At 60.4% G+C, this 13,760-nt stretch carries 11 protein-coding genes and 1 tRNA gene; 4 read left to right on the forward strand and 8 right to left on the reverse strand.

Translation table 11 applies throughout. From position 1 onward, the window contains the following. Positions 1-7: 7 nt before the first annotated feature. A complete protein-coding gene (locus K0P33_RS02760) occupies positions 8-781 on the reverse strand; it encodes an ABC transporter ATP-binding protein (RefSeq protein ID WP_094952841.1) in 774 nt (257 codons plus the stop codon). A 555-nt stretch (positions 782-1,336) separates the two neighbouring features. Between K0P33_RS02760 and gabP the strand changes: the two genes are divergently transcribed. Next, positions 1,337-2,728 carry a GABA permease gene (gabP, locus tag K0P33_RS02765; RefSeq protein ID WP_094952842.1) on the forward strand — a complete coding sequence of 464 codons (1,392 nt, stop codon included), beginning with the start codon at positions 1,337-1,339 and terminating at the stop codon, positions 2,726-2,728. Positions 2,729-2,852: 124 nt separating this feature from the next. Here gabP and K0P33_RS02770 read toward each other — a convergent pair whose 3' ends face one another. Then, positions 2,853-3,266: a hypothetical protein gene (locus tag K0P33_RS02770; RefSeq protein ID WP_094953835.1), complete on the reverse strand. Its 414-nt coding sequence runs from the start codon at positions 3,264-3,266 to the stop codon at positions 2,853-2,855. A gap of 70 nt (positions 3,267-3,336) precedes the next feature. Then, on the reverse strand, positions 3,337-4,245 hold the full coding sequence (locus K0P33_RS02775) for an alpha/beta fold hydrolase (RefSeq protein ID WP_347341849.1): 909 nt from the start codon (positions 4,243-4,245) through the stop codon (positions 3,337-3,339). A gap of 170 nt (positions 4,246-4,415) precedes the next feature. On the opposite strand from K0P33_RS02775, the gene K0P33_RS02780 reads away from it, so the two are divergent. Together K0P33_RS02780 and K0P33_RS02785 are read left to right on the forward strand one after the other, a co-directional pair. Beyond that, positions 4,416-5,381, forward strand: a complete 966-nt coding sequence (locus tag K0P33_RS02780) for an arsenic resistance protein (RefSeq protein WP_242153940.1) — start codon at positions 4,416-4,418, stop codon at positions 5,379-5,381. Positions 5,382-5,469: 88 nt separating this feature from the next. Continuing rightward, positions 5,470-7,077: a glycosyltransferase family 39 protein gene (locus K0P33_RS02785; protein ID WP_094953832.1), complete on the forward strand. Its 1,608-nt coding sequence runs from the start codon at positions 5,470-5,472 to the stop codon at positions 7,075-7,077. Positions 7,078-7,107: 30 nt separating this feature from the next. On the opposite strand, the gene K0P33_RS02790 is transcribed toward K0P33_RS02785, so the two are convergent. From K0P33_RS02790 to K0P33_RS02810, 5 genes are all read right to left on the reverse strand, one after another. Beyond that, positions 7,108-7,782, reverse strand: a complete 675-nt coding sequence (locus K0P33_RS02790) for a hypothetical protein (RefSeq protein ID WP_083355727.1) — start codon at positions 7,780-7,782, stop codon at positions 7,108-7,110. Between the two features lie 136 nt (positions 7,783-7,918). Next, positions 7,919-7,994 (reverse strand) — tRNA-Phe (locus K0P33_RS02795). 103 nt (positions 7,995-8,097) lie between these two features. Next, a complete protein-coding gene (locus K0P33_RS02800; RefSeq protein ID WP_094952171.1) occupies positions 8,098-8,370 on the reverse strand; it encodes an oxidative damage protection protein in 273 nt (90 codons plus the stop codon). Then, the gene (gene mutY, locus K0P33_RS02805; protein ID WP_242153942.1) at positions 8,367-9,434 is read right to left on the reverse strand and encodes an A/G-specific adenine glycosylase; all 1,068 of its coding nucleotides are present in this window, start codon (positions 9,432-9,434) and stop codon (positions 8,367-8,369) included. Before mutY ends, K0P33_RS02800 begins: the two co-directional genes overlap by 4 nt. Further along, the gene (locus K0P33_RS02810) at positions 9,431-11,647 is read right to left on the reverse strand and encodes an AsmA family protein (protein WP_094952173.1); all 2,217 of its coding nucleotides are present in this window, start codon (positions 11,645-11,647) and stop codon (positions 9,431-9,433) included. The genes mutY and K0P33_RS02810 overlap by 4 nt, the downstream gene beginning before the upstream one ends. Before the next feature lie 326 nt (positions 11,648-11,973). Here K0P33_RS02810 and K0P33_RS02815 point away from each other — a divergent pair, with 326 nt between their 5' ends. Next, complete coding sequence (locus tag K0P33_RS02815; protein ID WP_094952174.1) at positions 11,974-13,635, forward strand: OFA family MFS transporter; 1,662 nt, start codon at positions 11,974-11,976, stop codon at positions 13,633-13,635. Positions 13,636-13,760: the final 125 nt, after the last annotated feature.

A 13,760-nucleotide genomic window follows, 5' to 3' on the forward strand; every position in this document is an offset into this window, starting at 1 on the left:
TGCTCCGTTAGCGGTTGCTGGACATGAATTGTTTGCAGCGCGCCGAAAGCGGGTTTTCAAACACCTGCTGTGGCGATCCTTGCTCTTCGACCAGGCCCTGGTGCAGGAACACCACTTCACTGGAAACCTGACGGGCAAAGCCCATTTCATGGGTGACCAGCAGCATGGTGCGGCCTTCTTCGGCCAGCGCGCGGATCACATTAAGTACTTCCTGGACCATTTCCGGGTCAAGCGCCGATGTCGGCTCGTCGAACAGGATGACCTTGGGTTGCATCGCCAGGGTGCGCGCAATGGCGGCCCGTTGTTGCTGGCCGCCAGACAGTTGCGCAGGGTAAGCGTGGCGCTTGTCGCCGATGCCGACCTTGGCCAGCAGGGCTTCGGCTACTTCTATCGCCTCGGCCTTGCTCTGGCCAAGCACACGGCGCGGCGCCTCGATGATGTTATCGAGGATGCTCATGTGCGGCCACAGGTTAAAGTTTTGAAACACAAAACCGATTTCACTGCGCAGGCGGTTGATCTGTTTGCCGTCGGCGGCCATCAGCTCGCCGTTTTTCATGGCCTTGAGCTTGAGCTCTTCACCGGCAACGAAGATCTGCCCCTGGTGCGGGTTTTCGAGCAGGTTGATGCAGCGTAGGAAGGTGGACTTGCCGGAACCGGAGGAGCCCAGGATCGAGATCACGTCACCGTCGCGAGCGGTCAGCGAGATACCTTTAAGCACCTCCAGCTCACCATAGCGTTTATGCAAGTTGCGGATTTCAAGCGCGGGCGCGGCCTCGGCCATGTGCGGTCCTCATTGTGTTCAGTGCGTTCTTGCTGTTGGGCCGCCTTCCTGGCGAGGCGCCAAGCTAGCATAGCGCTCAGATGGCAGCCAACAGCGCTGCGGACGGTTAACAGGTGGTCTGCGTCAGGGTGTCGCATCAGCGCAGCAGCGTGTCGCGCTATCAACAACCTAACAGACGTTTGAACCCGATAAATCCACAGGCTTCGCGTAAAAAAGGGCGCGATGGTGCCAGCTTTGGGCGGGTGTTGGAAGGGTTAACCGGGCAAACGGTGCACATCAGCCCTTTTGTGGGGCGTCACGCACTTTTTGTGTGTGTTTTTGGTGCGCGCATGCGGCTGGAATGTGGGTCGCACGGTAACGCTATAGCGGAATGCCATTGTTCTCAACGACTTGCGAGGGCTGATCAATTGTCCTACAGGCCGCGTCAATTGCGGCTCTGTAACATTTTGGCGCAAATCTTGCGTAAAAAATAAAGAACGCCCCGTTGGTTTCTTTTCACGAAAAAGATCGCGCGCCGGGTGGACCGTTTTCGCAATTCCTCGTAAAGGTGTGTCAATGAGTAGTACGCAAAGCTCCAATGACCTCGAACAGGGGCTCAAACCGCGGCACGTCACCATGCTGTCGATTGCCGGCGTCATCGGTGCCGGTTTGTTTGTTGGCTCCGGCCACGCGATTGCTGCCGCTGGCCCTGCAGTGCTGCTGGCTTACGCCGCTGCGGGTACGCTGGTGGTGTTGGTGATGCGCATGCTCGCCGAGATGGCGGTAGCATCGCCCGACACCGGTTCGTTCTCTACCTACGCCGACCGCGCGATCGGTCACTGGGCCGGTTTCACCATCGGCTGGTTGTACTGGTGGTTCTGGGTGTTGGTGATTCCGCTGGAAGCCAACGCCGCTGCGACCATCCTCCACGCCTGGTTCCCCGACGTGGCCATCTGGGCGTTTACCTTGATCATCACTTTGTTGCTGACGGCGACCAACCTGTTCAGCGTGAAGAACTACGGTGAATTCGAGTTTTGGTTTGCGCTGATCAAAGTCGTGGCGATTGTGGCCTTTGTGATCCTCGGCCTGGCCGCCATTTTCGGCTTCCTGCCGACCAGCCAGGTCAGCGGCGTGTCGCACCTGTTCGACACCCAAGGCTTCATGCCCAACGGCATGGGCGCAGTACTGGCCGCCATCCTGACCACCATGTTCTCCTTCATGGGCACCGAGATTGTCACCATCGCTGCCGCTGAATCCAAAAACCCAGGCCAGCAAATCACCAAGGCCACCAACTCGGTGATCTGGCGAATTGGTTTGTTCTACCTGCTGTCGATCTTCATCGTTGTGTCCCTGGTGCCATGGAACGATCCGACCCTGGCGGCCGTAGGTTCCTACCAGACCGTGCTGGAACGCATGGGCATCCCGAATGCCAAGCTGATCGTCGACCTGGTGGTTCTGGTTGCCGTGACCAGTTGCCTGAACTCGGCGCTGTACACCGCCTCGCGCATGCTGTTCTCCCTCGGCCGTCGCGGTGACGCACCGGCCATGGCCAAGCGCACCAACAAAAGCGGCACACCTTATTGTGCAGTGCTGCTGTCCACTGGCGCGGCGTTCCTGGCGGTATTCGCCAACTACGTGGCCCCGGCGGCGGTGTTCGAGTTCTTGCTGGCCAGCTCCGGCGCTATCGCGTTGCTGGTGTACCTGGTGATTGCCGTGTCGCAACTGCGCATGCGTCAGAAGCGTACGGCGGCGGGCGAGAAGATTGTCTTCAAGATGTGGCTGTTCCCTGGCCTGACCTATGCGGTGATGGTGTTCATCGTCGGTACGCTGACCATCATGCTGTTCCAGGAAGCGCACCGGGTCGAGATCATCGCGACCGGTATCCTGAGCTTGCTGGTAGTGCTGGCGGGGTTGTTTGTGGCGAGCCGTCGCAAGGCGCAGAAGGTAGGCGCTGCGGTACTCAATTGATGTAATGAAATGCGGTTTTTAATGTGGGAGCGGGCGTGCCCGCGATGACGGACTGACAGTCGATATCTTCATCGGCTGACACACCGCTATCGCGGGCAAGCCCGGCTCCCACATTTGGTTTGTGTCAGTCTGCTGAGTTGGCGAGTGCTTGGGACGCCGCCACGTAATCCGCCTGAAACTCCTCCGACTCGATCCACGCCAACGCCGCCGCCTCATCATCGGAATCCGTCGCCCACTGCCGATACTCGATCAGTGCCGCGAGGATAAAGTCGGTAGCTTCCTCTTCGCCTTCCTGCTCCAGCACCAACGCCAGCAGTGGGTGCGCCAGGAACACCGCACACAGCGCCTGCTGGCTGGTCTCGCCCGCCGCACGCATCTCTACAAACAACTCGGTCAAATCCACTGACTCTAGGTCAATGCGGCTGTCATCGCCGGAGAACGCATCCGGCTTGGTCGCAACGGCGCGCTGGGTACGATTTTGCTTGGCCTTGGCTTTTGCCCGGTGGGCACGTTTTTGCTGCTTGTTCGGCGAGGCCATGGGCTCACGTCCTTTGTTCAGGATCTGGGTGGGGTATTGAAGCGCAGGTTGGGGGAAATCCCAAGGGTTTCTAAACGCGCTGGCCGGGGGTGCTTTGTGCCAACTCGCCTCGTTGCAGCCAAGCCAGTGCAATCGGCCACAGCCGATCCTGATACTCACTGCGGAAAAATGCGAAATGCCCGACGGCTTTTTCACCGATATCCTCGGGGGCAATGCGCAGATGAGTACGCGCGCTGCCTTCAAAATAGCTCAGCAACCGCTCAATAGCCGCCACCGTGCCAAACGGGTCGTCGGTGATGCTGATGGCCAGCATCTGAGCCTTTACGCGGGCAAAGGGCAACTCACCCAAGGCACGCCCACTGGGGCGGGTTTCATACCTGGGCGTCGGCGTGCCCCAGTCGCGCACCACGCCAGCCGGCGTATCCTCCAGCCAGCCCAGGCGCTTGCCCGGGAAGTAACCGCACAGCGCGGTCACCAGCGGCATCACCACGTGCCATTTGCCGAACATTCGCCAGCGCCTGCTCGCTTCATAATCGCGCCAGTACGCAAACTGCGCGCCGACCGTGACGATTCGGCGAATCACCGCACCTGACGCGCCCAGCCCTGCTGCGCAACCGCCGAAACTGTGACCGACCACATCAATCGGCTGCCCCGGAAACTCCCGTTGCGCGCGCTGCAACATCGCCTCGAAATCCAGCACGCCCCAATCCGACCACGACGCCTTGAAGCCGCGCAGTGAGCCGCTGCGGGATTCGCCGATGCCACGGTAGTCGTAGGTGATCACGTCTAAGCCGTTGGCAAACAGGTAGTCGGCGAAGCGTGAGTAGTGGCGGCAGCGTACGGAGGTGGCGGCGTTGATGATGACGACTGGGCGTGTCGGGTCGGTTCTGACATGGCGCCAAGTGAAGCCGCCAACAGCGTAGTTATCCGGCGCGGGCTCGCGGAATGCTTCTGGGGCGGGTCGGGTGGGCAGGTTCATAGGTCGGCTTGATCCTTGCGCTTTTGGTGTGGGCTGTAGGGCCACGCGCTTTTATAAGAAACCGAAATTAACAAATTTAGGGCGGCATGGGCGTAAGAAATATCGTGATGCTCGACCTTAGCTCCCTGGGTGCTTAGGCTTGCGATCTATTGATCTGCCAGAGTCGGCCCATGACCCGCGACACCCTCGAACACCACCAAATCCCCATCTACTTCGTCGCCGTCCTCCTGGCGGCCGCATTTGGTGTGCTCGCGCCGTTGTCGGCCCACGGCCTCGGTGTATTGGTCACGCCCGCCATTGCGGTGCTGATGTATGCGATGTTCCTGCAAATTCCGTTTCTGGACCTGCGCCAAGGCTTGGGCAATAAGCGCTTTATTTCGGCGTTACTGTTGGCCAATTTCATTCTGGTGCCGTTGCTGGTGTGGGCATTGACCCGTGGCCTGCTGGAGCGCCCGGCGTTGCTGGTGGGGGCGTTGCTGGTATTGCTCACGCCGTGTATCGATTACGTGGTGGTGTTTACCCATATCGGCAAGGGCGATTCGCGGCTGATGTTGGCGGCGACGCCAGTGCTGTTGTTGCTGCAACTGGTGCTGTTGCCGGTTTACTTGGGTTTCATGCTGGGTGCGCAATCCGCCGTGGTGGTGGCGGTGGGGCCGTTTGTCGAAGCGTTCCTGTGGTTGATTGTGCTGCCGATGATCCTGGCGGTGCTGACGACATCCCTGGCGCGGCGCTCAAGCGTGATAAACGCGTGGAACAACGCCTGGGCCTGGTTACCGGTACCGGCGATGGCATTGGTGCTGTTTGTGGTGATCGCCTCGCAGATCACCTCGGTGGTGCGCGATATCGGCTTGTTATTGCCGGTAATCCCGGTGTATGTGGGCTTTCTATTGCTGGCGCCGCTGATGGGCGCGTTGGCTGCACGGTTGTTTGCGTTGCCGGCGGTGACGGCGCGCGCGGTCACGTTCAGTGCGTCGACCCGTAACTCCTTGGTGGTGCTGCCCCTGGCGTTGGCGTTGCCTGAAGACGTGCGCGGGCTGGCGGCCACGGTGGTCATCCTGCAAACCCTGCTTGAACTGGTGGGCGAGCTGGTCTATATCCGGCTGATTCCGGCGCTGGTGTGGCGCGTCGGTCGCTAAATCCATAAATGTTCGGGTTTGTTCAGGCGCTATTCAGGGGCTGAGTCGGCACCATAGAGTCGGCGCAGCCTACCTGAAAGGACATTCGATGGATCACCGCAGCCGTTTTCGCCTGGAGTCCCTGGGCATTTTCCTGATTGCTTTGTTGTTGTTCACGTGGGGCATCTGGGATGAGCAGCCCCAGGGCTTTGATGGGCGTTGGGCGCTGTTCATGCAGGAAATGTTTCGCCATGGCGCGAGTCTTTTCCCTACCACCTACGGCCAGCCGTACGCGGATTACCCCGGTACTGCGACCTTCTTCAGCTTTGTGTTCGCGCGCTTGTTCGGTGCACCGAATCACCTGGCCAATGTGCTGCCGACCGCGCTTGCTTCGGCGGGCATGATTGCCGTGGTCTATCGCCTGCTGGCGCCGTCCAGCCGGCCTTGGGCGTTGCTGACGGTGCTGCTCACGCTGCTCACCACCCAATTGCTCGATAAGTCGCGCTCGGTCTGCTTGGACCTGATGATCGCGCTGTTATGCGTAGGCAGTTTCTACCTGCTGCACAGCGGCGAGCGTCTAGGCTCGCGAGTGAGGCAGCTAGCCGTATTCCCGTTGTTTGCCCTGGCCTTTGCGATTCGCGGGCCACTGGGGCTGATCGAGGTCTGTGGTGTGGTCTGCGTGTATTGGGCGCTCGGTCGGCCGGGGCAGCGGGTCAAGCAGGTGTTGATCCACGGCTTCGTTGGGCTGGCGTTGCTGGTGGCGTGCTGGTGGGTGCTGATGAAGTTGGCGCGGATCAGCGGGGGCGATGCCTTTGCCGATGAGGTGTTCAAGATGCAGGTCGGCGGGCGCCTGGATGAGTCCGGCGAGCCGTTCTATTTTTACTTCAAGCTGAGTTTGTACCGCTACTTCCCCGTCGTGCCGTTGGCCCTGGCCACGATGATTGCGCTGCGCCATCGCTGGTCTGAACGTTGGGTGAATGATGACGTCCAGCTGGTCGTGCGCCTGGGGGCCTGCGGCTTGATGATTTTGCTCGGGCTGTCGGTGCCGCACTTCAAACGCGCCTACTACATTCTGCCGATGGTGCCGATGTTTGCCGCTGTGGCCGCCTATGGGCTGCTCCAGGCGCAAAACTGGCTGGTCGGCGTGCGTCGCTGCTATGAAGGGCTCGTCGCCGCGCTGCCGGCGTTGTGCGTGGTGGTGCTGTTTGTGTGTCGGCAGTCCTGGCACAAGCGCGGCTATTGGCCGGACGTGCCGTTGCCGCTGTTGATCGGTGGGCTGGTGGTTCTGCAAGTGGCGGCGTTGATTGCCTGGCACCGTGCCGTGCGCTTGGTGTGGCTCAGCCTGATCGCCCTGGCGGCGCAGTGGTTGCTGTTGGTGGTGGTGATCGACCCGGCTAAGGACCTGCAATTCGATACCCACAAGTTTGTCAGCCAGGTCGAGGCGCTGCGTGTGTCCGAGCCTGGGCCTTTGGTGTTCGTCAATTTGGGTCGCGACACCTGGGCGGTGCGCTACATGATGAACCTGGATCACGATGAGCAGCCGCTGTTCGTCGCGGGCTATGAGCTTGAAAAGTTGGCGACGTTGCCAAGGCCGTCCTGGGTTGTTGTGTCGCGCAAGGAGACTGCGCTGTTGAAGGGCACACCGATGGCGTCGCAGGCCCCCGTTTTCGAGGGCCGGCTGAACGACAACCCGCTGATGGTGTTTTTACTCAAATAAGCGGGCAAAGGAGAGGGGATGAGCCGCTGGCTATTTGCAGCGGTACCCCTCAGGCATCGTGACGGTGTAGTTGCGTTGCACGCGGTCATGGAAATTCAGGTTCTGCAGCCCCTGTTCCACCAGAAAGGCCTCGACCTTGGCAGCCTGGCAGTCTTCGTTGTAGGACGTCGCCCGCAACAGGTACACCGCACGCCTGCTGACTTCATCGCGTGCCGTGGCCGTGAAGGTGGTGAGCGTGGTGTAGCCGGTTCGCTCTGAGGTGCCCACCGGGCCATAGGTGGTGTTCGGTTTGCTGGTGCAGGTCAGTTGGTCTTCTTTTTTCTTGTTCTTCTTGCACTGAGTGGTGGTGCTGGTTGGCACCTGGCCATATTCGGTGGCGGTGTAGCGGTAGGTCACCTGGTGGCTGTCGACATCGAGGAGGATGGTCATTTTGATCGGTGCGTGGTTCTTGGGCAGGGTGGTGTCGGTAAACACTTTTTGAAAACCCTGGTCCTTCATGGCGCTGACCATATCGCGCAGGTAGTAGCGGGCGTTAAGCGTGCTTTCTGCGCTGCCGCCAACGGAGGTCGTTACCAGCACCGTTGCCTGTCGATCAAAGTGATAGTCCGGGTCGGGTGTTGCGTTGATCGCTACGTCCATTTGCGTGGCGCATCCACTGAGCAGCGCTGTCAGCAGTAATAGCGTGCAGAACAAGTACCGGGTCATCCAATAACTACCTTGCAGTAAAAAATTTAGTACCCGCTAAACGATTGAGCCGGGCGATAAATAAGCCTCGGCCATTAAATCGCAGGCAATAAAAAACCCCAAGGAATTATCTTCGCTTGGGGTTTTTCGGTATTAGTGGTGCCCAGAGACGGAATCGAACCGCCGACACGGGGATTTTCAATCCCCTGCTCTACCGACTGAGCTATCTGGGCAACGGGGCGCATTAAACGGGTTTTTCAGGGGGTCGTCAAGCAAGTTTTCAAAAAATATTTAATTATTACCGTCGCTTACGTGCCGACCCCGGTTTTTGATCAATTATTGAGCAGGCGGTACGTAACCGTCGGCTTTGGCGTAATCCTCGCCGGAAAAGAACTTGTCCATCTCGCCTGACAGGTATTTACGGTCTTCGGCGTTCATCATGTTCAGGCGTTTTTCGTTGATCAGCAGGGTCTGGTGTTTCAGCCAGTCGCCCCAGGCCTGTGCAGAGATGTGCTCGAAAATGTCCTGGCCCTTGGCACCTGGGTACGGAGGGCGTTCGAGGCCGGGCAATTCTTTGTGGTACTTGCGGCACATGATGGTGCGGGTCATGACGGAACTCCTGCGTTCAATACTTCGGCCGCGCGCTTCAGCAGTTTTTTCACCGGGGCGGCAAGGCCCAGGCGCGGCGGGGTGGCGAGGTTATACCAGAGCCAGTCGGCCTCGGCCACGTGATGGGCGGATTCCTCGACCTGGACCAGCCAGGGTTCGATAGCCAGCTGGAAATGGCTGAAGGTGTGGATCAGCCCCGGCAGTTCATGCGGCGTGCCCAGCTCGAGCGCGTGCTGGTTGGCCAAGTGTTCCAGGTCTTGGAGGTCGTCCAGCTCCGGCAAGCTCCACAAACCGCCCCACAGGCCCGTGGAAGGGCGACGGTAAAGCAGAATCGCGCCCTCGGCATTGGCCAGCATCGGCATCAGCGTGCGCTTTTGCGGGATGGTCTTGCGCGGCTTGGGGATCGGGTAGCGGGTCTCCAGGCCGAGCATATGGGCTTCGCAGCCTTTTTCCAGCGGGCACAGCAGGCAGCTCGGTTTGCTGCGGGTGCAGAGCGTGGCGCCCATGTCCATCATCGCCTGGGTGTAGGCGTTGACGCGATCGTGTGGCGTAAAGCGCTCTGCGGTCGCCCAAAGCTGCTTGGCGACCTTGGGCTCGCCTGGGTAGCCCTCTTGCGCGGTAAAACGCGCCAGTACGCGTTTCACGTTGCCGTCGAGGATCGGCGCGCGCAGGCCCATGCTCAGGCTGGCGATCGCACCGGCGGTAGACAAACCAATGCCGGGCAGTTCAGTGAGCTTTTCGACGTCCTTGGGAAACTCGCCGCCGTATTCGGCGACGACGATCTTGGCGGTCTTCTGCAGGTTGCGTGCGCGGGTGTAGTAACCCAGGCCGGTCCACAGGTGCAGCACTTCGTCTTCCGGCGCGGCGGCCAGGGCTTCGACCGTCGGCAGTGAGGCCATGAAACGGTCGAAGTAATTGAGCACCGTGCTGACCTGGGTCTGTTGCAGCATGATCTCCGAGACCCACACCCGGTAAGGCGTGATGCCTTGTTGCCAGGGCAGGTCATGGCGACCGTGGCGGTCGTACCAGTCCAGCACTGCCTGTGAAAACTGCTCGTTTCTCATCGTTTGAACAGGCCTTTAAGGGCGTCTTTCAACTGCGGGTTGACCTTGTCGAGTTTCTCTTCGAGCTTCTCGCTGAGCCTGTTGCCAGCGGCCTTGACTGCGACCTGAGTCAAGCCGTCCTTGTCCAGGCGACAGGCCTTGGCGCCCAGTTCCAGCGGGCCACGGCAGCGCAGCGGCACTTCGATGCCCTGGAAGTTGGAGCCGACCTGGCAGGCCGGGTCCGGCACGTCGCGCTTGTCGCCTTCGACGATGATGCCGACGCGGTAGTCCATGCCCAACACGCGCAGGTCGACGTCACCGTTGCCGTTGACCGTCAGGCCCGGGATGCGCACTTTCAGGTCAGGGTTGCTGGCCACACCGTTACGCAAGGTCAGGTTGCCGCGCAGTTCCTGGAACGGCGTGTCTTTGCCTTGTGGCGTGGTGCTCAAGGTCTTGCGGTTGAGCAGGGCGATGCCGGTGCACAGTTGTTGTTCAATGTTGGCGTTGAGCAGCGCGCCGTTATTGATCACAAAGCTGGCGGTGCCGTTCAGGCTGTCGATCAGCGCCTTCTGGCTGTTACCACGGCCGTTGAGGTTGCTGTCGAGGGTGATCTGGCCTTTCACCGGCGGGGTTTGCCCCTGGGCTTGCAGGATGCGTTCAACCGGTACCTGCTTGATGCGGGTCTGCAACGCCAGCACCGGGATGTCCTGGCGCACATCGAGTGTGCCGTTGGCCTGGAAGGTGCCGTTGTAGAGGCCGCCGCTGAGGGTCTCGAGTTTGAGCTGGCCATCGATGCCGGACGCTTTGAGCGCGGCGTTCTGGATCGGCAGTTTGCTCAGGGTCAGTTCGCCAAAGGCCAGGTCGGCGTCGATATCCAAGGTGCGCAGGCGGGTCAATGGCAGCAGCTTGTCGGTGCTCCACGCGCCTTTGGTCGGTGCGTCCGGCAGGGGTGTGGTGCCACCGGCAGCCATGGCGCCGGCTTCGCTGTTCTGTACTTCGGCCTGGCGTGCGGCGGCTGCACCTTTGGCGGTTTCGGATTTGGCCGGCAGGTAGTTGTCGGCGTTGAAGCTGTCGCCTTTGAGTTGCACACGCAGCGATTGCTTGGCGAAGTCGTCCACAGCGATGCGGCCGGTAAAGGTGCTGCTGTCGAGTTTCAGGTTCAAGTCTTCCAGCGCCATGCTGGTGGGCGTGCCTTTAAGGCGGCTGACCAGCTCGACTTTACTCAGGCTGCCCGCGGCCATGGCCGGCAGCGGGTGCCCCACGCTGTCGAGGAACTTGGCCAGGTCAAACTGGGCAATGGACAGGGCACCGCTCAGTTGCGGGGTTTTGTTCAGGTCGTTGACCTTAAGTTCGCCCAAGGCGCGCAGCTGGTTGGCGGAAAGTTTCAGGTTGGTCCATTCGGCGATGTTAGCCGCCAGGTCCACCAGCAACTGGCCTTGGGTCGAGAAGGTTACGGTTTTGCCTTGCAGTGGCTCGCCGGTGGCTTCGCCGCTGAGTTTCATGTCTTCGAATTGGTAACGCTGGAGCGCGCGTTGAATGCGCAGGTTGCCGTTCAGCTCGGTCTTGACGCGCATCAGCGGCTGGTTGCTGCCCAGGAATGCGGTGAGTTTGAGCGGAATGCTCGCGCCTTCGTGCACGGCGCCGGCGCTCAACTGAATGCTTTCGGCGCTGTACTGTTTGCCGGTCTGCTCATCGTTGTATTCAACGCGGGCGTTGTTGATGGTCAGGCTGTCGATGTCCAGGCGGATCGGTTTTGGCGGCTTTTCCGGTTCGGGCTCGGCTGGCGTTTCCACTGGCGCAGGCACCGGCGCATTGGCCGTTGTCTCGGCCACGTTCTTGCCGATGTCCTCCCAGTTGCCGTGGCCTTGTTTGTCACGGGTCAGGCGCAGGTTCAGGCCCTCGACACGCACATCGCTCATCTGCACTTCGCGGCGCAGCAGCGGCAGGACGCGCACCGACAGGCCGATCATCTGCAGGTCGGCGAACGGTTGGGTCGGGTTGGTCAGGGTCGCGACGCTGGCTTCGTGCAACTCAAGGCCCAGCCAGGGGAACAGGCTCCAACCGATATCGCCATTGAGCGTCAGCTCGATGTGGGCCTTGTCGCGGGCAATCTGGCGAATCTCGTCTTTGTAATCGTTGGGATCGAAGAGGTGGGTCAGGGCAAAGCCCAGGGCCACAATGATCAGCAACAGCCCGAGAAGTACCAGACCCAGGATTTTGCCGAACGCTTTCATGGGCGAGTCCTTGTATGTCGATTTCAAAATTTAGCCGCAGAGTATAACGCCCGACGGCCTGCGTCAGTTCATGCATCGTTACATTGTATCTAGACGCAGCAAAATCGGATTTTGCTGTCGGGCAGATCAGGTTGCGTGAAAAAGGTGATGTCAGTTTGGTTTTTCTGTCATCCACTGGTGCTAATCTGCGCGGGTTCGTCTGTCGTCTGCGACACAGCGTCGCGCTCAAATGGAGCTTTACTCAACAACAACGGCCAACGCTTTGCGTGCAAGGTCGAGGGAGAGAGCGCCTGACGGACACATACTAATAACTGGGGGAAACACCAATGAGCACAAGCACTGCGGCTGGCAGTACTGCCGCACAGCCTGCGTTCCTGTCCAAGGAACGCATTATCGCCAAGCCGGGGTTCAACCGCTGGCTGGTTCCACCGGCCGCCCTGGCCATCCACCTGTGCATCGGCATGGCCTACGGGTTCTCGGTGTTTTGGTTGCCACTGTCCAAAGCGCTGGGTATCACCGCACCGGTTGCCTGCGCGCCGGACATGAGCTTCATCGCACAAGTCTTCTCGTCGCAATGCGACTGGCCCATCTCCATGCTGGGCTGGATCTACACCCTGTTCTTTATCTTCCTGGGCTGCTCGGCAGCGATCTGGGGCGGCTGGCTGGAACACGCCGGGCCACGTAAAGCCGGCGTTGTATCGGCCTTGTGCTGGTGCGGCGGCCTGTTGATCTCGGCGTTGGGCATCTATACCCACCAGATCTGGCTGATGTGGATCGGCTCCGGGGTCATTGGCGGCATCGGCCTGGGCCTGGGCTATATCTCGCCCGTGTCGACCCTGATCAAGTGGTTCCCGGACAAGCGCGGCATGGCTACCGGCATGGCGATCATGGGCTTCGGCGGCGGCGCGATGGTCGGTGCACCGTTGGCCGCAGCGCTGATGGGCCACTTCGCTTCGCCAACCAGCGTGGGCGTGTGGCAGAGCTTCGTGGTCATGGCCGCGATCTACTTCGTGTTCATGATCGGTGGCGCATTGTCGTACCGCGTTCCGCCGACCGGCTGGAAGCCTGAGGGCTGGACCGCGCCGGCGAAAAAAGCCAGTAATGCGATGATCACTCACCGTCACGTGCACGTGAACGTGGCGTGGAAAACCCCGCAATTCCGCCTGGTGTGGCTGGTGCTGTGCCTGAACGTGTCTGCCGGTATCGGCATCCTCGGCATGGCTTCGCCGCTGCTGCAGGAAGTGTTTGGTGGCAAGTTGCTGGGTGTTGATGTGCCGTTCGGCCAACTGGATGCTGGGCAGCTTGCGTCTATAGCCGCCATCGCCGCGGGCTTCACCGGTTTGTTGAGCCTGTTCAACATCGGTGGCCGGTTCTTCTGGGCGTCGTTCTCCGACTACCTGGGGCGTAAAAACACCTACTTTGTGTTCTTCGCGCTGGGTTTTGCCCTGTACGCGCTGATCCCGAACCTGGGGCATCTGGGCAACGTAGCGCTGTTTGTGGCGGCGTTCTGCATCATCCTGTCGATGTACGGCGGTGGTTTCGCGACTGTCCCGGCTTACCTGGCCGACCTGTTCGGCACCCAGATGGTTGGCGCGATCCACGGTCGCCTGTTGACCGCATGGGCAGCGGCGGGCGTGTTGGGCCCGGTGCTGGTGAACTACCTGCGTGAGTATCAGCTGAGCATCGGCGTTGAACGCGCGGCGGCCTACGACATCACCTTGTACATCCTCGCCGGCCTGCTGGTGCTGGGCTTCATCTGCAACCTGCTGGTACGCCCGGTGGCTGACAAGTACTTCATGACCGACGCCGAACTGGCTGCCGAACAGGCGCTGGGCCATGACAAAGGGGCGGATGCTTCCACCTCGCTGGAATGGAAAGCGGCTTCCGGCACGGTGCCATTGGCGATTGCCGCCTGGCTGGTGGTGGGTATTCCGTTGGCGTGGGGTGTGTGGGTGACCCTGCAGAAGACGGCGGTATTGTTCCACTAACACCGCGTAACTCCTTGTGGGCACGGTTTCTGTGGGAGCCGGGCTCATGTGGGAGCTGGCTTGTGTGGGAGCCAGCTCCCACACTTGATCTTCACCCATCTGAAGATATCGGGTCGGCGCACCAT

Origin of the sequence: Pseudomonas sp. ArH3a (assembly GCF_022648765.1) — a bacterium.
Taxonomy (GTDB): Bacteria; Pseudomonadota; Gammaproteobacteria; order Pseudomonadales; family Pseudomonadaceae; genus Aquipseudomonas.